The organism is Chroococcidiopsis sp. SAG 2025, from assembly GCF_032860985.1.
Classification (GTDB): Bacteria; Cyanobacteriota; Cyanobacteriia; order Cyanobacteriales; family Chroococcidiopsidaceae; genus Chroococcidiopsis.
Genome location: NZ_JAOCNC010000001.1, coordinates 538508 through 557056, shown reverse-complemented (window position 1 = coordinate 557056; position 18549 = coordinate 538508). Strand labels below are relative to the sequence as shown.

Below are 18549 nucleotides of genomic sequence, written 5' to 3'. Positions count from 1 at the left end.
CGGGCTTATCTAGTATGTACATCTGAATTGATTGCATCCACAATCTCCTGGAAAGATACGGATTGCAAGACAGATAGCAGATTCACTGCTTTAGTTAGTAAATAGAGCTTGTCTTCATAATCATCTCGACTAGGCAGAACAATTTGAATCGGTTTGCCTCGATCGTCCACACCCTTCTCAAACACGAGTAACCGTGGATTGGGATGATCGATCGCCATCCAGTGATTTTGTTGGAGATAGTTGACCACTTCAGCAAGGCGAAGCTCCTGAATTTGAGGATAATTTGATAAAACTTCAGGGGTCATGACCACTCTCCTGTTTTAACATTCTCCATTAAAGTTAGCAAAGATTCTGGGGTGAGGCGTTGGGTTCGGGGAATGTAGATCCTGACAGACTGGCGATTTCCGCTAAGGTTGCCACTGAGATATTCCCAGTAGCAAGTTCCTTTCAATCTCAGTTCTGATTCTTCGCAAATGAGCCATTGTGTCGAATCGGGGGGTAATGCTAACAAAATGAGGATACAGGGTATCGCGGCTCTTATGCTGCGTCTGAGAATCAAGTCATTGTAGGTTTTCGCTTCTAGGTCATAGATAACATGGGTGGAGTCGAGTTTCCATTGGGTTGAAGCTTTGAGTTGAAAACTGAGGGAAAAGCCAGATTCGACTCGGCGATTTTGCCGTACGATGACTTCATCGAAGCTACCATCTACACCATAGTCATATTCTCGAATGGCTAAGTTGAGTCCGGCACGTCCAGCGATCGCACGAACATAGGCACGGCTTAACGCTTCGGCGATATGTTGGTCAGTTAGCACAGCTGCTTATGGCAGGTAGGATGGCTGCATCGTAGCAACTCCACAAGCAGCTTAGCAATCCGTTGCATTAGAGTTGTTATGCCGTGGCTGGGACAACAATTGTCTAATCTGCTGATACCAATTCTTAAACCACTGTTTTGGTGACTCAATTCTGGAAAAGCAAAGTGTCTGAAGTTGTTCTAGACTATAAGTATTGGAAAGATATAAATCCCACTGTGCTGATACCTCTTCTGTGATATCCGCACAAGTTTTGAGCGTACTATCTTCATCAACAGGTAAATCACCGTACATAAACGCCATATGAGGGCGATCGCACCAATGTGCAACATCTTGATGTGTATACGTTGTCATTTCCAAACCAGCACCTTGAGCAAGCAAAGATGCAAGATTTTCTGGTGAAAATGTCAATGGGATTTCCTGCCAACTAGTTTCTCTTCAGCAGCCAACGTACTTATTTTTACTCTGGTTTTGTCCAGGCTGAAAAACATAATTACTCATAGCGATAAATTCGATACATAGAAAGTTACAAAAATTTGATTATTAGATAGAACTAGATAGAAGTAGTGGTAATAGATGTGACGGGAACTTAGAAAACTGCTAATGCAATTAAGGCAACCAAGCAAACAAACTGACTGCCTAAACAGAAAACTCGATACAACGGATTTAAGCCAGCTATGTGAATCAGTGAGTGTGCTAGCCGAAATCCGATGTACGCGACAACAAGTGAATCCACCACTGTTCCAGATACGCCTCGAACTGTTAGCAGAAACAGAACTCCTAAATATAAAGGTAGGTTCTCCACCAAGTTAGCTTGGACGCGATATAACCGCCAAAGCAAGCTTTCATCGTTTGGTGTGGCGAAATCTTTGACAGAGCCACCAGCAGAAAGATGTCGAATTCTCACGACAAGCAAAGAGACAACGACAGCGATCGTCCATACGATGAAAATTACTAAACCCCAGAGGGGCAAGGTCATATCCACAGTACGCATGACTGAATACATACAATCTGTCCTGGTAAACTGCTGCTACTCTAGCGTTAATCTTACTAGTGGGACTTTGTAAGAAAGATGGAGCAAATTGAGCTAGAATGCGGGTAGGAGTTGCGTTTTACGTCAGTCTCGACAGGAGCAACGTAAGGTGAAAGATCAAGTACCAGCAGCGATGCCGCAGTGCTTTGAGAACTGGTGTCGTCGGTTTGATGATGTATTTTCGCGTCAGAAGCAGCGGCAGGAATTTCGTGTTTATCTAGGGGGACTGCTGGGTGAGAGTCAGCGCAAAAACCTGAGCCAACTGGTCACAAATACAGTAGATGGCTCCTACAACAGCCTCAGACATTTTCTCAACAATGCCCCTTGGGATGAAGTCAAGCTAAATAATCGGCGGTTGGAGGTGATGCACCAGTGTCGCCAGACGACCCCGAGTCAAGGTTTCACATTGATTGTAGATGATTCGGGACATCGCAAAAGTGGTGCGGCTACTGATGGGGTAGGACGGCAGTACATTGGGGAGATTGGCAAGACTGACAATGGTATTGTGCTGCTGACTACCTACTTGTATGATGGAGTGCGACGTCTGCCGTTAGATGTTGCACTCTATCAACACGCAAGTTTATTCGAGCAAGGCAAGGCAGACCCCAACTTCCAGAAAAAACCTGACCTGGCTCTAGACTTGGTTGACCAATGCTTGAAGCGCGGTTATCGACCGGGTGTGACTGTAATTGATGCAGGCTACGGTAATAACACGCCTTTTCTCAAGCAGTTGGAGTCGAGAAACCTAACTTACGTGGCAGCAATCGCCAAAAACCGCCAAGTTACTGCTCAAACATCAGGTGATGAGTCTGCTCGTAAGCAGGGATTAGAAGCTATTGCTCAAACCTTGGCAGTGGAGCAGTTCACACCTGTGCAACTCAATCTGGAGCAGCCCCGGACAGTTTGGGTGGCGCTGTTACCAGTTCACGTTCCGAAGCTCGAAGGCACTCGCTGGCTGGCGATTCAACTCAATGCCTCTAGTTTCGAGCAAGCGACGGAGGTGGATTACTTTCTCACCAATGCCTCTGACAACCAAGTCAGTGCGGCTTGGGTAGCTCAAACATATTCTGCTCGCAACTGGGTGGAGGTCTTCTATCGAGAAGCCAAGGGCTGGTTGGGTTTGAGTGAGTATCAAGTTCGGGATGCTCTGAGTATGAAGCGTCATTGGGTTTTAGTGTTCATCGCTTACACCTTCATCCTTTGGCATCAGTTGACCGGCGGATTCCGCAGACGTTGGGCAACCAAACCCTTACAAACCTTTGCCGAAGCATTGGAGGCATTCCGCACCGCAGTCGAGTTTCGTTTGGTCCGCTGGCTTAATGAGCATGTTGATGTATTTGCCTCTCACAGAGCTAAGTTCGGCTATATTTGGGCTTAGAAAGTTTTAAAGTCCCACTAGATGTCTCAAACGGCGATCGCAGCACGCCCGAAAAGCCGATCGCCTCAAGCTTTCTAACTCAAGCGTTAAGCTGTAGCTCGATAAGGCTGGTAGTCTAGATAAAGTAAGCTTTGGATTTGAGCTTTGCTACCAGAACGATCTAGACGCAAACAAATTGAGCAAGTCGTAGTTACGGCTGAGCAGATGCGCCAGATTGAGGCGCGGATATTTGCTGCGGGAATGCCTGTAGCGGCTTTGATGGAAAAGGTAGGGGGATCGATCGCCCGACGAGTGCAGACATTATATCCCTGTTCGCAGATACGACGGGTCGGCGTGCTGGTAGGACCAGGACATAATGGTGGTGATGCTTTAGTGGTGGCGCGAGAGTTACATTTCCAAGGGTATGAAGTTCTCCTCTACCGTCCGATCGCCAAATTAAAAGAATTAACCGATCGACACGCACAGTATGTTAAGAGTTTGGGCATTCCACATGTTGAGGCGATCGCTCCCTTGCAAGATTGTGACTTGTTAATCGATGGCTTATTTGGGTTTGGCATGGAACGCCACATCACCGAGCCAATCGCCTCAGAGATTCACCAACTCGACCGCTGGTCTGTGCCTATTCTCAGCATCGATCTCCCTTCTGGGTTGCATACAGATACAGGAGAAGTGCTAGGAAAAGCAGTTAAAGCAACGCGAACTTTTTGTTTGGGATTGTGGAAGCAAGGATTATTACAAGATCGAGCATTAGAGTATATCGGTACGGCAGAACTGATCGATTTTGACATCCCCACAGCAGATATACACGCTGTTTTGGAAGCGCCTAAAGTCAAGCGCGTGACGAGTGACTTGGCGATCGCCACTCTTCCCCTGACTCGTCCGCCTGTCACTCACAAGTACAAACAAGGGCATTTGTTACTCATTTGCGGTTCGCGACGCTATGCTGGCGGTGCATTACTGACGGCTTTAGGTGCTAGAGCAAGTGGTGTCGGAATGCTGTCGATCGCCGTACCTGAATCGATTAAACCCATCTTAAACGCGCAACTACCTGAAGCATTAGTTGTAGGTTGTCCCGAAACTGATAATGGCGCGATCGCCCAGCTCGATTTACCAGAAGGAACCGATTTAGAATCATTTCAAGCTATTGCCTGCGGTCCCGGTCTGACTTTAGAAGCCACGCCGATTATCCAGGGAGTTTTGAACAACGATTGTCCCCTAGTTCTGGATGCAGACGGTTTGAATATTCTTGCCATTTTGGGGACGCAAAAGTTATCGCGGCGATCGTCGCCAACCGTCCTCACACCTCATGCAGGAGAGTTTAAGCGTTTATTTCCCGATGCTCCTAGCCCGATGCAAGACCGCATTAGTGCTGTACGAGAAGCAGCGCAGACGAGCAAAGCAGTAGTATTGCTCAAGGGAGCGAGAACGGCGATCGCCAATCCATCAGGTCAAGTCTGGATTAATCCTGAGAGTACGCCTGCATTAGCACGGGGTGGGAGTGGCGATGTTTTAACTGGATTACTGGGGGGACTGCTCGCCCAGGCAACCGCACAACATATCTCAGTAGATGCGATCGCGGCGTGTGCGGCATGGTGGCACTCCCAAGCTGGCATTTTAGCAGAACGAGAAAGAACTCAAATCGGAGTAGATGCATTTACATTGACGCAGTTTTTGATTCCAGTTCTGCATCAATCTGTAGGATAGTCGTTAAAAATCATACTTTTTGAGGGAGAAAAACTCTGTACTTAAATGGCAAGCTGAGAGAAATTAGCCTATGGCAGGATCTTCTGCTGCCAAAATCTCAGCAGCAAGTATGGTAGATCGGGAAATAATTCAGATAAGTAGAGCCTTAAGCGCCACCTACGATCTGCGGGTGGTTTTTCTTTCGCTAGCGATCGCGATTTTTGGCGCTTACACAGCGCTAGATTTGGTGGGACAAGTGATTTATGCGCGGGGAATTGCACGGAAATTTTGGACGGTTGGCGGCGCGATCGCTTTAGGAATTAGTGTCTGGGCAATGCATTTTGTTGCCATGCTTGCCTATCAATTACCAATTCCTATCTCTTACAACTTTGAAATCGTTTTACTGTCAATGGTAGTGGCGATCGCATTTGCTGGTTTGGGGCTGTTCCTCGTCAGTCGCCTACCGTTGAAATGGCTGTTGTTAGCGTCTGGCAGTTTTTTTGTCGGGCTGGCGACGATCGGGATGCATTACACTGCCATGCACGCGATGTTGGTAGCAGCAGAACCAACCTACGATCTGCGGTTCGTTGCTTTTTCTAATTTGTGTGCGCTTTGTTTATCCTTTTGTGGCTTGTGGCTGACATTTCATCCGACTGCTAAAGTTCTGGTTCCGGCTGAGAGTTGGCGCAAGCTGGGAAGTGCCATCTTAGCAGGAACTGCAATTGATGGGATGCATTATCTGGCGATGGCGGGAGTCAATTTCTATCCCAGTGTCCAAAAATTAAGCACGATGCCTGCTGGCATTGATAACTACGTGCTGGCAATTACGATTGGTGTTGCAACTTTGGCGATCTTATTATTGGGTGGCTTGGCTTCTTTTTTTGGTCAACAACTCAGAGCAGAAATCGCCAGAGTTGAAGCAATACGAGAAAGTGAAAAGCGATATCAAGAATTATTTGAGCTGGCTCCCGATGCCTATTTTTCCCTGACACCTGATGGCACAATCCAATCGGCAAATCAGTTTAGTGCTGAGTATTTAGGCTATAGCCAAGAAGAACTAATCGGTAATTCGGCTTGGATGACAGTTTACGAAGCCGATCTTCCTTGGGCGCAGCAGTGGATGGAGAGCATGTTTCGCGACAGAGTGACGACGAGTGAAATCGAACTGCGAAAAGTGCGTAAAGATGGCTCGGTGTTTTGGATTCGCGAACGCAGCAAATTAATTTTAGACGCAATGGGGACACCTGTAGGGCTGAATACGATTTGCCGCGACATCACCCAATTGAAACAAGTAGAAGAACAATTGCGGCAGAATGCGTTTCACGATCCGCTCACGGGTTTACCCAATCGCGTGCTGTTTATGGATCGCTTGCAATTAGCGATCGAGCATCACAAAAGGCATCCAGAAGATTTTTTCGCCGTTTTGTTTCTAGACTTAAACCGCTTTAAAGTCATTAACGATAGTTTAGGGCATTTACTGGGCGATCGCTTACTCAAGGCGATCGGCGATCGCCTTAAAGAATGTCTGCGTCCTATAGATACGGTAGCGCGGCTCGGGGGAGACGAATTTACAATTCTGATCGAGGATATTACCGATGTTAGCGATGCAATTCGCGTTGCCGAACGAGTCAATACTGCGCTTGCTGTCCCGTTTCATTTAGATGGACAGGAAGTTTTCACCGCTGCCAGTATTGGTATTGCCTTGAGTAGCACTGGTTATGACAACTCCGAAGACGTACTGCGAGATGCCGATCTTGCCATGTATCGCGCCAAAAGTCAGGGAACGTCAAGCTATCAGATATTTAACCCTGAAATGCACGCTAGGGCAGTAGCACTGTTGCAATTGGAAACAGATCTGAGAAATGCTGTGGAACGACAAGAGTTTCGCCTGTACTATCAACCAATTATCTCGCTAGCTACAGGTAGAATTGTCGGTTTTGAGGCTTTGATTCGCTGGCAACATCCCCAATACGGTTTGCAAAACCCCAGCCAATTTATCCACGCTGCAGAGGAGGCGGGACTGATTAACCGCATGTGTCAGTGGGTACTCTACACGGCTTGCGCTCAATTAGCTCAGTGGCAAAGGCAATTTCCCGCGATCGCACCTTTAACGATGAGTGTAAATATTTCTGGCAAGCAGTTCAGTCAACCCCAGCTCAGCCAGCAAGTACAGCAAGCTTTACAGGATACAGAATTAAGTGCCGAATGCTTGCACCTAGAGATTACTGAAGGCGCAATTATGGATGGAGCCGGAGCCGCACCCGATCTCCTCTGGCAGTTACGAAATTTAGGCGTGCAATTATGGATCGATGACTTTGGCACGGGATACTCATCTCTAGGGCGGCTCTACCACTTTCCGATTCACGGTTTAAAGGTCGATCGCTCCTTTGTCACACAAATTGAAAGCGCTGACAACGCCCCCCTTGTGGAAACTATCCTCACTCTCGCTCGCCAACTCGAACTAGAGGTGACAGCCGAAGGAGTAGAAACCGCAACACAACTTACCCGACTGCGAGCTTTACAGTCGGAATACGCGCAAGGCTACTTTTTCTCTCCTGCTGTAGATGGAGAAGCAGCAACAGCCTTACTGAGTCAAAATCTTCAGTGGTAAGAAAGTTGAAAGTCGTAAGTCGTAAGTCGTAAGTCGGAAATTGTTGAATCTCCTCTGCCCCTGAAGCTTCCTCTGCTTCCTCTGCTCTCTTCCCCCTGCTCGTGCGCTCCCTACTCCCTGCTCCCTAATAACTAAATTGAACTGTGACCTTTTGTCTTGACACAGGCGATCGCTAAATTGCGAGATTTTTATCAGTGTTTTTAACTTGTATTATTTGTTTATGCTTCCCTATTAATACTTAACGATCGCTGGCTTCCAATTAAGAATATCTTAATTTCAGTAATTTTTCTGACCCAGAAAATGTGCGGATAAATTATGTTTGATTTGTCTGCTTCATGAAATTTTTTTGAACTTAAACGGAAAATGCTGACTGGAAAGCAACTCACATACACACTTCTCTCTACTGCCACATTTTTCTTTCCTACATTGGTTCGAGCTGAAGCAATTACCAATGCATACCCGGCAGAAGTCGTACAAAGTTTTATGCAGGAATGCACGGAGAAAAGCGGTAAAAAACAAGTCTGTGCTTGCGTCCTCGATCGCATTCAAGACGAATACGATCTCGAACAGTTCTCTAAACTAGAAAAAAAGTACAGAGCAACAGGCAAAATTCCCAAGGAAGTCAAGAAGTTTATGTTTGGCTGCGTTGCCAGCAATCTTGCTAATAATTGAGTCATTTGTCATTTGTGAATAGAACTCTTTGAACGTGCGATCGCCACTAGCGTGAAACGCTATGACTATCCTCATCACCTCGCTTAGCTACATTCTAGTTTTACTGCGCCGTTCTCCAATCATTGATAGTAAGTAGTAGGGCATAATTAAACGTAAGATAGAGAAAAGCCAAAAACTTGCTGATTTTGACCACTCATGCCTGCTCCTTTACGTATCGTTTTGACAGAGTCAGAAGACCGGACGTTGAGTGAACTTCGGGTTGCCAAAACCGTTGCTCAACGTACCCGAGATCGAGCACAAATGCTTCGACTCAATGCTCAAGGATGGGTAGTGCCAGCGATTGCCGAAATTTTTGAGTGCCAAGAGCAGACAGTGCGCGAAACCATCCGCCGTTGGCAGCAGCAAGGGTTAGGTGGATTATGGGATGCTAGTGGACGAGGAGCTAAAGCCAAATGGCAAGAAGCAGACATGGCCTACCTAGAACAATGCCTAGAGCAAGAAGCCAGAACCTATAATAGTCAACAGCTAGCCCAGAAGCTAGAGCAAGAACGACAGGTAAACCTAAGTGCTGACCGGATTCGCCGCATTCTAAAAAAAAGGGCTTTAGTTGGAAGCGGACTCGACACTCGCAACGGGGCAGACAAGATCCTGAGTACAAAGCACTCAAGCAAGCCGACTTAGACACACTCCAACTAGCTGCCTGTGAAGGGTACATTGACCTGAAGTATCTTGACGAATCGGGATGTTGTCTGGAAAGTCCAGTCAGTTATAGTTACTCTCGCATTGGAGAGCAGAAACACCGAAGAGCAGGTCAAATCCTATGGAGACCGCATTAGTATTCTAGGGATATGGCAACCAGAGCAGTCGTTTGACTATGCTCTGGTACAAGGCAGTTTCCACAAGGAACGCTATGTTAAAGTGATGAACGCTCCTTGCCCAAAAGAGTGAGCAGACATTGCTACAAACCGGACGGCTCACAGTCGTGGTGCAAGATAATGGTTCGGCTCATACCAGTCATCTTGCCCGTGAGCACTGGCAGCAGTGGCAGTCGAAAGGGCTATATCTCTTTTTTCTCCCCCAATACAGTTCACATATGAATCTGATTGAAGCGCAGTGGCATCAACTCAAAACCCATGAAATAGCCGGAAGGATTTTTGATAACGAGTATGATTTAGCGAATGCCATGATTGAGGGCATGGAGAATCGAAGTCAACAAGGGGGATGGACACTGGAACGTTTTATGTTTAAATCTGCCTAGCTACTTAACTGTGGTATTTGTTGCCATAGCTTTTCCCATGAGCAACAGAAATCATCTACGTCACAGAAAATCTAGGTTATGCCGAGGCAAGATACAATTGGGTGAAATACACAAACTGTAGGGGCGCACAGTTGTGCGCCCCTACCAGTGTTATATATGCGATCGAGAATTGCTGTAGATAAAAATAATGCGATCGCTTCGCTCACCTTCGCTAACACCCTTGCAAGCATTCTTAATCACAGACAGATGCCTTTTCTGGCAATATCTCTTTAGGCATTGTAGCCTTCGATACTGAGCTACTTGTCTAAAAAAAATACAAGCAGAATGAGCGGGGAGAGGAGAAATGACGCGAATTTTTTGGCGTGAGGCACTCAGGCTAGGATTAGTTAGTGTAGTGCTAGGAAGTGCGATTGCTTGTGGGAATCATGCGCTAGCTCAAGTGCCACCAGATAGCCAAATTAGACCTGATAATACTCTAGGCGTAGATAATTCCACAGTCAACTCCAGCCCAGATGGTATAGATACAATTTCTGGTGGAGCCACGCGGGGAAGTAATTTATTTCATAGCTTCGACCAATTTTCCATCCCCAATGGACGAGCAGCTTTATTTGACAACGGAGCAAATATTCAAAATATCCTCACCAGAGTCACAGGCAGCTCCATATCTGAGATTGACGGCATTTTAGCCGCAAGAGGCACGGCTAATTTATTCCTCCTCAATCCCAACGGGATTATTTTCGGTCAAAATGCCAGCTTAAATATCGGTGGCTCCTTCATTGCTACAACAGCTAGCAGGATCGACTTTGCCGATGGCACGCAGTTTAGCGCTACACCAGGTACAACGGGTGCGCCACTACTAACTGTCAGCGTTCCCTTGGGTTTGCAATTTGGCACAAATCCAGGGAATATTGTCAATCGTGCTAGTAGTGTCGGTTTACAGGTAAATGCTGGCAGAATTCTAGGATTAATTGGTGGCAACGTCAACTTAGAAGGTGGTCGATTAATTGCTAGAGGTGGACGTATAGAATTAGGTGCAGTTGCTGCCCCAGGTATCGTAGGAATCAATACAGATAATAGTGGTTTCCGCTTCAGCTTCCCTACAGATTTAGCCCTTGGAGATATATCGCTGACGAATGATTCTTTTGTTGATGTGGCGGCTGGAGGTGGCGGTAATATTGCCGTCAATGCCAACAACTTGAGTCTTTTTGGAGGCAGTGAAATTAATTCCGGCATTGCCGCAAATCAAGGAACGGTCGATGCTATAGCAGGGAATATAGACATTAATGCTGGTGCTATTACCATTGACGGACAAAACCAAGCAGGGTTTTCCAGTGGATTCTTTAACAATGTGAGCCGAGGTAGTACGGGTAAAGGTGGCGACATTAATGTTAGAACTAGTTCGCTATCGATGACCAACAGAGGCGCGATCGCTGCCAGCACTTTTGGTATTGGTGATGCAGGCAATGTGAATATCACTGCAAGCGATCGCATTGCCTTGGACAGCGGTAGCATTATTTTCAGCAGAGTTAGAGAAACAGCTAGGGGTAACGGTGGTAATCTCACGTTTGCTGCGCGATCGCTGTCTTTGACCAATGACTCCGAACTGACAACCGGTACTCTCGGACTAGGCAATGCAGGCAACATTCAAGCGAATGTCGGTGATTCTTTATCGATAGAGGGTGGCTCATCTCTGGAAGCAACTTCTGCCAGCCAAGGCAACTCTGGCAATATTACGATTACCGCTGGCGGACTCGTCTCCATTGACGGAGGAGTGAGTGGCAGTCTGAGTGCAATTAGTAGCCTTATGTTACCAACAGCAGAGTTTGAAGGCGTTCGCCAAGGTGGAGATATTAACATCACAGCCCGATCTCTATCTGTCACAAACGCAGCGCAAATTGCTACCACAACCGTAGGACAAGGCAATGCAGGCAACATCCGAGTAGATGTGACAGATGATGTGAGCATACTGGGTAATTCTGCGGCAATACAAGCAATTTCTGGTAGCGCTGGTAACGCTGGTAATATCACAGTCAATGCTGGCGATCGCATTGTTCTAGACGGTAGTAGTGGAATTTTTAGTGCCGTAACGCAGTTCGGTCAATTTCGCGGCGACGGTGAAGGAGGTGATATTAAGATCGCAGCGCGATCGCTATCCATATCAAATGGTGCGCAAATCGGTGCTTCATCTCAAGGGCGAGGAAATGCTGGCAATATTCAGATTGACATAGCTGATTCGCTTGATGCTAGTGGCAAATCATTTATCCAAGCTTTTTCTAACGGTGAAGGCAATGCAGGTAATATCACCATCAATGCAGGCGATCGTGTTGCTTTTAGCGGTACGGGGTCTAGAAGCGATCCGAGTGGAATTATCAGCTCTATCGAGGAAAACACGCCTAGAAGCGATCGCCGAGCGGGTGATATTAATATCACAGCGCGAGCGCTATTTTTATCAGACGGAACGTTGCTAGAAACCTCAGCTCGCAATTCAGGCAATGCTGGCAATATTCAACTGAATTTAAGTGATTCGGTCTCGATTAACAGCGGCGCACTTCTCAGAGCTATTTCTAGCAGTCCAGGCAACTCAGGCAATATTAGCATCACTGCTGGCGGTCTTGTCAGTGTAGATGGAGTGGGAACTGATGGCGAAGCCAGTCTTGTTATCAACGGTTTGGCTCCAACCACTGAGTTTGAGGGCAGTCGCCAAGGCGGAGACATTAAGATTACGGCGCGATCGTTGTCAATAACTAATCAAGCACAAATCGGCACTTCAACTTTTGGGCAAGGAAATGCAGGCAACATTCAAGTAGATGTTGCAGATGATATTTCAATTGGTGCGGGTTCCTCTTTACAAGCGCTTTCAGTTGCCAAGGGAAATGCAGGTAATATAACAGTGACTGCTGGCGATCGCATTTCTTTGGATGGCACGGGTGGTATCTTCACTGCTATAGCACAGTTCGAGCAGTTTCGGGGTGAAGGTGAAGGTGGTGACATCAATATTACAGCGCGATCGCTATCTTTAACTAATGGCGCTGAATTGAATACCAGTAACATAGTACAGGGTAGTGCGGGCAACATTGATATAGATGTTCGCTCGCTCGAGGTTGAGCGAGGCAACATCTTTGCCATCACTACTTCAGGCGATGGTGGGAACATTCAACTACGAGCTAGCAAAGGAATACGACTGCGCAATAACAGTCAAATATCAACCACAGCAGGGACGGATCGACAACCTGGTAATGGGGGTAATATCACAATTAATACTCCCCTCGTCATTGCTAATTCTGATGGCAATAACGATATCACTGCTAATGCTTTTCTTGGCAGTGGTGGTAGGGTCGATATTACAGCCGATAGTATCGTTGGATTCACGCCACTCTCGCGACAGGAACTCCAGGCTTTGTTGGGAACTGACGATCCGACACAGTTAGATCCTAGCCGCCTGCCCAGTAACGACATCACCGCAATTTCTCAAACTAATCCTTCTCTCAGTGGAACTGTTACTTTCAATGCTGCCGATATCGATCCCAGCCGCGATATTGTAGAACTTCCTACGGGATTGGTCGATGCTTCCACATTAGTCGCAACTGGGTGTCCTTCGGGAGCGGAGAATCGCTTTGCTGTCACTGGACGCGGCGGCTTACCTCCCGCACCAGGCGATCGACTCAGTCCCGATGCTCTCCTCACGGATTGGGCAAGTTTGCAAACGCCGGAAACTGAAAATCGTGCCGCAGTAGAGCCAACTATTCCCAAGGCAGATCGGACGGCAACAACTCCTGTAGAACCTATTCAGGAAGTCACGTCTTGGCAATTCGATCGCGATGGCAAGGTAATCCTGACGACTGCACCCTCAGCCACCACTCGCGGATATAATTCAATACGGTTCATTTAAGGCTACGCTGTGCTGAGGATAAAGAAAATAGGAGGATTGGTTCGGGAGGGGGTGGCTCGATGTCTTGGCTTTTTTGAGCGAAACTTGGATACAGGTTTTTTTACAACTCTGGGATTGGTACGAGAAACTCGTTCAGGTAACAGAGTGTCTAAAATCTCTACAGTTAACCAACTTAAAAAAAGGGGAGTTCTTGTGATTGCAAGCGTTGAAATTTCGGGATAGCACGACGAATAACTCGCAATGTCCCAGTGAAACTCAGACGCAAAGGAGTGATACCCGCGCTCTTTGCAGCTTGAAACATCAATAACCGCACAGCCCAGTGTCCTAACAACCACCCGTAAACTTCCTGCACAACTTCACGCGGTTTTTGAGAGCGAATATGAGTTTTTCGTCCTGATAAATGTACTTTGAGTTCATCAATAGTATTTTCTACTTCCCAGCGTTGATGATATTCAATCGCCAGTAGTTGAGCCGGAAATTTCTCCAATTCCAATAAGCTGGTAATTAAGCGATATCTTAGTTGTTCCTCTGGGTTGTCGGTATTACCAATTGTGTATTCAATCACTCGGACTTGTATGGGCTGGCAAGCTTTTGAGCGGAATTTAGCAGGTGGATAAATCCAACTCAGATAAGAACCATCCGCCAGTGGTTCTTCGCACAAAAACTTGACATTTGCGGGAATTCTTCCTAAATAATCGCTACCAGTTGTGACAGTTGCTTGCACCATTGCATAAGAATGTAACCCTCTGTCCCACATCAACAACATCCCTGAACTCACGGAGCGTAATAATCTTAATGCCCGCACTCGTTCTCCTATTCGATATGGACACATCAATGCATCAAAGATTAAATGTGTTCCTGCTTCTACCAAAATGACTAATCGCAGTTTGGGAAATGCGGCTTGTGTGCCAGGACGGCTGCTCGGACGACCAAAAACTCTCGCATTTTCATCGCTGTCTGGCAGATCGAAGCAAGTCCGATCAATTACCACAATTCGCAATCCATTGAGAAATGCTCCTTTGGTATCGGTGCTAGCCATTGGTCGCACCAGTTGATGGAACAATTGACTCATCACCCTTGGACTTAATCGTTGTCGGGCTTGCGTTATTGCTGATTTACAAAAAACTCGCCAGTATTTCCCCACTTTCACCCATGCTTCGCTCAGCCCATCAATTAAGTTTTTCAGCACATCTCTCATCGAATCTCGTGACCACAGACTCATCGCAATTACCAAACAAATTACCAATTGTGCTGGTAACGAGCGTTTACGTTGTTCACAAACTTTAGTTTTAGCGATCGCTTGCTCGATCTCCGTGGATGGGATGGCTGCCTCTATCGCTTTGAACACATCACTACTTTGTATCGTAGGAGACAACAATGAGAAATCCTTCAGATGCACTACACTCACTTTCCATTCTTGGGAACAATGCTTAATTTACAACACTTTGAGCCTTAACTGAACCGTAGTGGGGGAAAAGCGGGAATGCGATCGCTTAATTGAGACAATGCCTTGCCTAAAACTGCCGTACCAATTGCAGCGTCCACAATTAACGGTAAATGGGGACCGTGTTGTTCGATCGCCCCTACAGGTTGAATAATGACGACATTTTCTTTCTCCGGCATCTTTTGAATGTCAGTCCAAGAAAGATAGGAAAAAAATCGATTCGGGGGAATAAAACCATGCATCAGTTATCAGTGAAGAAAAAGTGTGGGGTGTAAAGTGTAGTGCGTGGTGCTTGTCTTAATTGTGACTTGTGACTTAATAGATGCTCCCTCAGCTCTCTTCCCCCTGCTCTCTGCTCCCTGCTCCCTGCTCCCTCATCAGTAAATCTTCTGCTAAAGCGACTGCACCCCAAAGTGGTGCTTTATCTCCCAAGGCGGCGGGGACGATCTCGAAGTGGACTTCGGGTAATGCTGTGGCTCGCGCTACGCGGTGGATAGCATTCCAAAAGCGATCGCCTGCTTTGGTGACGCTACCACCTAAAATGAACCGTTGGGGATTGATGAGGTTGGCGACGTTGCCAATTGCTACTCCTAAAGCCCAACCCGCTGTTTCTAATGCCTCGATTGCGATTTCATCTCCTTGGGTAGCGGCTTGACTGACCATCAGTCCAGTAATCTCATCAAGGTTATCGTGACAAAGCGATCGCAACAGCTTACCTTTATCTGGATGTAAGTTTAACCGATCCTTGGTTTGTTGGGCGATGTAGGGACCCGAAGCCAGTCTTTCTAAGCATCCGCGCTTACCGCACAAACAGACAGGACCAGTCGGATCGACGACTACATGCCCGATCTCCCCTGCCATTCCTTCTATTCCCCGCCAAGGGCGATCGTTGAGAATCCAGCCTCCACCTACACCCGTGCTGACAGTAATATAGAGCAAACTGTTATAACCCATCCCCGCACCATAGCGATGTTCGCCCAAAGCTGCAACATTAGCATCGTTGTCCACACTGGCAGGAGCGCCAAATTCTCGCTCTAGGATCTCCTGTAAAGGTATATTCTCCCACCCGCTGACGTGGTGCGACAGTCTGACTTTACCGCTTGCAGCATCCACAGGTCCACCAAAGCTGACACCGATTGCCGTTGGTTCTCTACCTGCTAACAGTTTCCGTGCCAGACTAAACATTATTTCTAGATCGGATTGAGCATGAGGATTTAGCGGTGAAAAAGCCTTTTTGTCACTCAGCTGGTGTTTTTCTCCTGAAGCTACAACCGCCGCCGCGTGTTTAGTTCCACCAAAATCTAGCGCCAGAATTAGATTCATTGAGTGGTAATTGGTAGTTGGTAGTTGGTAGTTGGTAATTGGTAATTGGTAATTGGTAATTGCTCCCGATCGCTCCCTCAGCTCCCGATCGCTCCGCGACTCTCTCTTCCCCCTACTCCCTACTCCCTGCTCCCTGTTCCCTCTTCAGCGTTTCAATCTCAGCGGAACCGTCATCTTTGAGCCATGCAATTTGTTGAATGCGGCGCTGGCGGGCGTAGGTGCGGATTTCCTCTGGTTGGCGATCGCCTAAGTCCATTTCGACTCGGATCGCTGGGGTATGGCGTAACTTTTCTGCATAGGCAAAAGCAGCCGCGTAAGCTGCTGGTGTTTGAGCGACAACGAGCCAATCACTAGCGGGTGTAGCTTGCGGTAAGCGATCGGCAGACAGCAAGGCTTGTTGTAAATCTTCTGTGTTCAGGACAAAGCCAATCCCAGGAATCGTTTTACCTTGGGGATGATACAGTCCCAAAAGTTGGTCGTAACGACCTCCTTGTCCTAAAATTTGCGGTTGAGCTATTGTATTGTCGATCGCTGCATTGCCGATGACTTCAAACACGATCCCCGTGTAATAGTCAAAGGTGCGAATCATGCTCAAATCTAGAATGACTGGAAAGTTTTGCGAGTTTTGGTTTGAGTCTACACTAAAGCATCGATCCAAAATCTCAACTAGCGATTTGAGTCGGTGTAAAGCTGCTTGTTGTGGTGCATCTAAACTTAATTTTGTGACTTTTTGCAATACATCTGCGGGATGTCCGCGCAAATCGAGCATCATTAAAGCTCTAGCTCGTAGATCTTCGCTTAAAGGTAGAGTTTCGAGCGTGACGCGATCGAGGTGGGCGATCGCCTGTCGAACGCGATCGCGTCCAGATGCGGGGAAAGGAGCCAATAGCGATTGGGTAATTTCCGCTTCGCCTAGAATCAGCTGCCAGTGGTGTAAACCCAATTCATTCAAGCACTCAGCCAGCAGTAATAACACCTCAGCGTCAGCCAGTAATCCTTCGCTACCCAGCAACTCCACCCCAGTTTGATAAAACTCCAACTGGCGGTTGTGGCTGCTATCGGGCGTGCGGCAAAAGACGTTAGCGTTGTAGTAGAGGCGTTGCGGAAAGGTCGCTCCTGCCATCCGAGTTACAGCAGTGCGAGCAATCGAGGCTGTCAATTCTGGACGCAACCCCAATTCTTCCTCGCGATCCTGAACTTGGATCACCGTCGATCGCTGAATTGCTCCTCCAGCCATCAGCGTATCTAACCGTTCGAGAGTTGAAGTAATGATGCGGTGATAGCCCCAACGATGAAATACCTGCTGCAACCGTTCTTCGACCCAGTGTTTCTGAGCCACATCTAAGGGTAATAAATCTCTTGCTCCCGCAGGCGATTGGTAGACCATTGATTTTTGTTTATTTTTTCTTGCCTCCAAATAGACCGCCAAACATTCCCCCACTTCCAGATGGTTCTGATGGTTTTTTCGACGCAGTTTTAGATGCAGTTTTATCAGAAGTGGCTGTTTGAGTGCCAGCTTTACTCGCTAGCCGATCTAACAGTTGTTTTCCTTCTAGGGCGATCGGATCTTTAGGGTCTAATTGTAGGGCTTTGTTAATATGTACCTTAGCCATAGTAGCCTGATTCTGCTTCAAATAAACCGTGCCAATTAAGCTATGACAGCGACTATTATTTGGCTCTAGTTTCAGCGCGTCTTTTAGCTCTACACTCGCTGGGGCGAAGAGATTCTTTTCCATCAAAGACTGGGCGCGACGAAGATAAGGTTCGGCTGGCGATGGAGGTGACTCTGGCTCAGTTGGGGGAGGCGAAGATGCTGTCGGTCGAGAATGTTGGCTGGGAACCACAGATGGCACAGTCGTTCTAGCAACCATAAACCCAGTACCACCTTTACGCCCTAAGTAGACTAGATTTAATTCGCTGATTTGACTAATTGTAGGGATAATTCTTTCGAGAGATTCATACTGTTGTTTTGTCACTTCAGCGATCGCTTTTTGATATACCTGGTCGATATCTGTGCTGTGTTGAAGTTGGATCGATAGTTCGTTTTTGAGCGAAACGCTAGTCGTATCTTGAGCTAACCGCTTGCCCATCTCCCGCAGCGTCACCATGTATTCAACACGACTGTAATCCTGGGATAATTTTTTATAAGCGGGATTGACAAGCTTAGACAGAATATGATTTGCCGCTTGTTTATCTGAAATACTTTTAGCCGTGCAAGTATCGGGATGCAAGCAGCGAGCAATAATCAGATAGCGTTTGCGAATTTCTTTAAAGTCGGCATCAATTGGAACGCCCAAAATTGCATGGCAATCTGTGAAGTCAAATAAAAATAATCCGCCATCAATCTTAAAAGACATATGTTTTTGTCTCACCTCTGCCTATTGCACGATCGCTGGAATGTGATATTAGCGTGGTTTGGTTATCACCACCGATCTAATAATTCCCAG

14 protein-coding genes and 2 pseudogenes are annotated in these 18549 nt (G+C 47.0%); 6 read left to right on the top strand and 10 right to left on the bottom strand.

The genetic code is table 11. The features are described 5' to 3' along the window. Nucleotides 1-5: 5 nt before the first annotated feature. The 4 genes from N4J56_RS02725 to N4J56_RS02710 all read right to left on the bottom strand — a co-directional run bounded on the left by N4J56_RS02725 (nucleotide 6) and on the right by N4J56_RS02710 (nucleotide 1817). Nucleotides 6-305 (bottom strand): hypothetical protein, encoded by a 300-nt coding sequence (locus N4J56_RS02725; protein WP_317105033.1) that lies wholly within the window; start codon nucleotides 303-305, stop codon nucleotides 6-8. After that, on the bottom strand, nucleotides 302-814 hold the full coding sequence (locus N4J56_RS02720) for a DUF4365 domain-containing protein (RefSeq protein WP_317105032.1): 513 nt from the start codon (nucleotides 812-814) through the stop codon (nucleotides 302-304). The genes N4J56_RS02725 and N4J56_RS02720 overlap by 4 nt, the downstream gene beginning before the upstream one ends. 51 nt (nucleotides 815-865) lie before the next feature. Then, on the bottom strand, nucleotides 866-1222 hold the full coding sequence (locus N4J56_RS02715) for a hypothetical protein (RefSeq protein WP_317105031.1): 357 nt from the start codon (nucleotides 1220-1222) through the stop codon (nucleotides 866-868). Between the two features lie 178 nt (nucleotides 1223-1400). Continuing rightward, nucleotides 1401-1817, bottom strand: a complete 417-nt coding sequence (locus N4J56_RS02710; protein WP_039715941.1) for an MAPEG family protein — start codon at nucleotides 1815-1817, stop codon at nucleotides 1401-1403. 136 nt (nucleotides 1818-1953) lie between these two features. Between N4J56_RS02710 and N4J56_RS02705 the strand changes: the two genes are divergently transcribed. The 5 genes and pseudogenes from N4J56_RS02705 (at nucleotide 1954) to N4J56_RS02685 (ending at nucleotide 9446) form a co-directional block, all read left to right on the top strand. Then, nucleotides 1954-3222: an IS701 family transposase gene (locus N4J56_RS02705; RefSeq protein ID WP_317104593.1), complete on the top strand. Its 1269-nt coding sequence runs from the start codon at nucleotides 1954-1956 to the stop codon at nucleotides 3220-3222. Between the two features lie 144 nt (nucleotides 3223-3366). Beyond that, the gene (locus N4J56_RS02700; RefSeq protein ID WP_317105030.1) at nucleotides 3367-4926 is read left to right on the top strand and encodes an NAD(P)H-hydrate dehydratase; all 1560 of its coding nucleotides are present in this window, start codon (nucleotides 3367-3369) and stop codon (nucleotides 4924-4926) included. A 70-nt stretch (nucleotides 4927-4996) separates the two neighbouring features. Continuing rightward, complete coding sequence (locus N4J56_RS02695) at nucleotides 4997-7516, top strand: EAL domain-containing protein (RefSeq protein ID WP_317105029.1); 2520 nt, start codon at nucleotides 4997-4999, stop codon at nucleotides 7514-7516. Nucleotides 7517-7879: 363 nt separating this feature from the next. Next, the gene (locus tag N4J56_RS02690; RefSeq protein WP_317105028.1) at nucleotides 7880-8188 is read left to right on the top strand and encodes a hypothetical protein; all 309 of its coding nucleotides are present in this window, start codon (nucleotides 7880-7882) and stop codon (nucleotides 8186-8188) included. Nucleotides 8189-8383: 195 nt separating this feature from the next. After that, nucleotides 8384-9446, top strand: a pseudogene (locus N4J56_RS02685) (IS630 family transposase). A 71-nt stretch (nucleotides 9447-9517) separates the two neighbouring features. On the opposite strand, the gene N4J56_RS02680 reads toward N4J56_RS02685, so the two are convergent. After that, on the bottom strand, nucleotides 9518-9676 hold the full coding sequence (locus N4J56_RS02680; RefSeq protein WP_317105027.1) for a hypothetical protein: 159 nt from the start codon (nucleotides 9674-9676) through the stop codon (nucleotides 9518-9520). Between the two features lie 113 nt (nucleotides 9677-9789). On the opposite strand from N4J56_RS02680, the gene N4J56_RS02675 reads away from it, so the two are divergent. Then, complete coding sequence (locus N4J56_RS02675) at nucleotides 9790-13335, top strand: filamentous hemagglutinin N-terminal domain-containing protein (RefSeq protein ID WP_317105025.1); 3546 nt, start codon at nucleotides 9790-9792, stop codon at nucleotides 13333-13335. Between the two features lie 172 nt (nucleotides 13336-13507). Here the strand turns inward: N4J56_RS02675 and N4J56_RS02670 are convergent, their stop codons facing one another. The 5 genes and pseudogenes from N4J56_RS02670 to N4J56_RS02650 all read right to left on the bottom strand — a co-directional run bounded on the left by N4J56_RS02670 (nucleotide 13508) and on the right by N4J56_RS02650 (nucleotide 18459). Then, on the bottom strand, nucleotides 13508-14644 hold the full coding sequence (locus N4J56_RS02670; RefSeq protein WP_410500401.1) for an IS4 family transposase: 1137 nt from the start codon (nucleotides 14642-14644) through the stop codon (nucleotides 13508-13510). Nucleotides 14645-14793: 149 nt separating this feature from the next. Further along, nucleotides 14794-15021 (bottom strand): annotated as a pseudogene (locus N4J56_RS02665) (creatininase family protein); the annotation flags it as partial. A gap of 88 nt (nucleotides 15022-15109) precedes the next feature. Next, nucleotides 15110-16102, bottom strand: coding sequence for an ROK family protein (locus N4J56_RS02660; protein ID WP_317105023.1), 993 nt, complete (start codon nucleotides 16100-16102; stop codon nucleotides 15110-15112). Nucleotides 16103-16214: 112 nt separating this feature from the next. Beyond that, nucleotides 16215-17489 carry an ATP phosphoribosyltransferase regulatory subunit gene (locus N4J56_RS02655; RefSeq protein WP_317105022.1) on the bottom strand — a complete coding sequence of 425 codons (1275 nt, stop codon included), beginning with the start codon at nucleotides 17487-17489 and terminating at the stop codon, nucleotides 16215-16217. A gap of 10 nt (nucleotides 17490-17499) precedes the next feature. Then, nucleotides 17500-18459, bottom strand: a complete 960-nt coding sequence (locus N4J56_RS02650; RefSeq protein WP_317105021.1) for a J domain-containing protein — start codon at nucleotides 18457-18459, stop codon at nucleotides 17500-17502. Between the last annotated feature and the right edge of the window lie 90 nt (nucleotides 18460-18549).

Excerpts from the sequence above, each read along its gene's own strand:
- N4J56_RS02725 (WP_317105033.1), bottom strand. The coding sequence starts at position 305 with ATGACCCCTGAAGTTTTATCAAATTATCCTCAAATTCAGGAGCTTCGC.
- N4J56_RS02710 (WP_039715941.1), bottom strand. The coding sequence starts at position 1,817 with ATGTATTCAGTCATGCGTACTGTGGATATGACCTTGCCCCTCTGGGGT.
- N4J56_RS02695 (WP_317105029.1), top strand. The coding sequence starts at position 4,997 with ATGGCAGGATCTTCTGCTGCCAAAATCTCAGCAGCAAGTATGGTAGAT.
- N4J56_RS02690 (WP_317105028.1), top strand. The coding sequence starts at position 7,880 with ATGCTGACTGGAAAGCAACTCACATACACACTTCTCTCTACTGCCACA.
- N4J56_RS02680 (WP_317105027.1), bottom strand. The coding sequence starts at position 9,676 with ATGCTTGCAAGGGTGTTAGCGAAGGTGAGCGAAGCGATCGCATTATTT.
- N4J56_RS02675 (WP_317105025.1), top strand. The coding sequence starts at position 9,790 with ATGACGCGAATTTTTTGGCGTGAGGCACTCAGGCTAGGATTAGTTAGT.
- N4J56_RS02660 (WP_317105023.1), bottom strand. The coding sequence starts at position 16,102 with ATGAATCTAATTCTGGCGCTAGATTTTGGTGGAACTAAACACGCGGCG.
- N4J56_RS02655 (WP_317105022.1), bottom strand. The coding sequence starts at position 17,489 with ATGGTCTACCAATCGCCTGCGGGAGCAAGAGATTTATTACCCTTAGAT.
- N4J56_RS02650 (WP_317105021.1), bottom strand. The coding sequence starts at position 18,459 with ATGTCTTTTAAGATTGATGGCGGATTATTTTTATTTGACTTCACAGAT.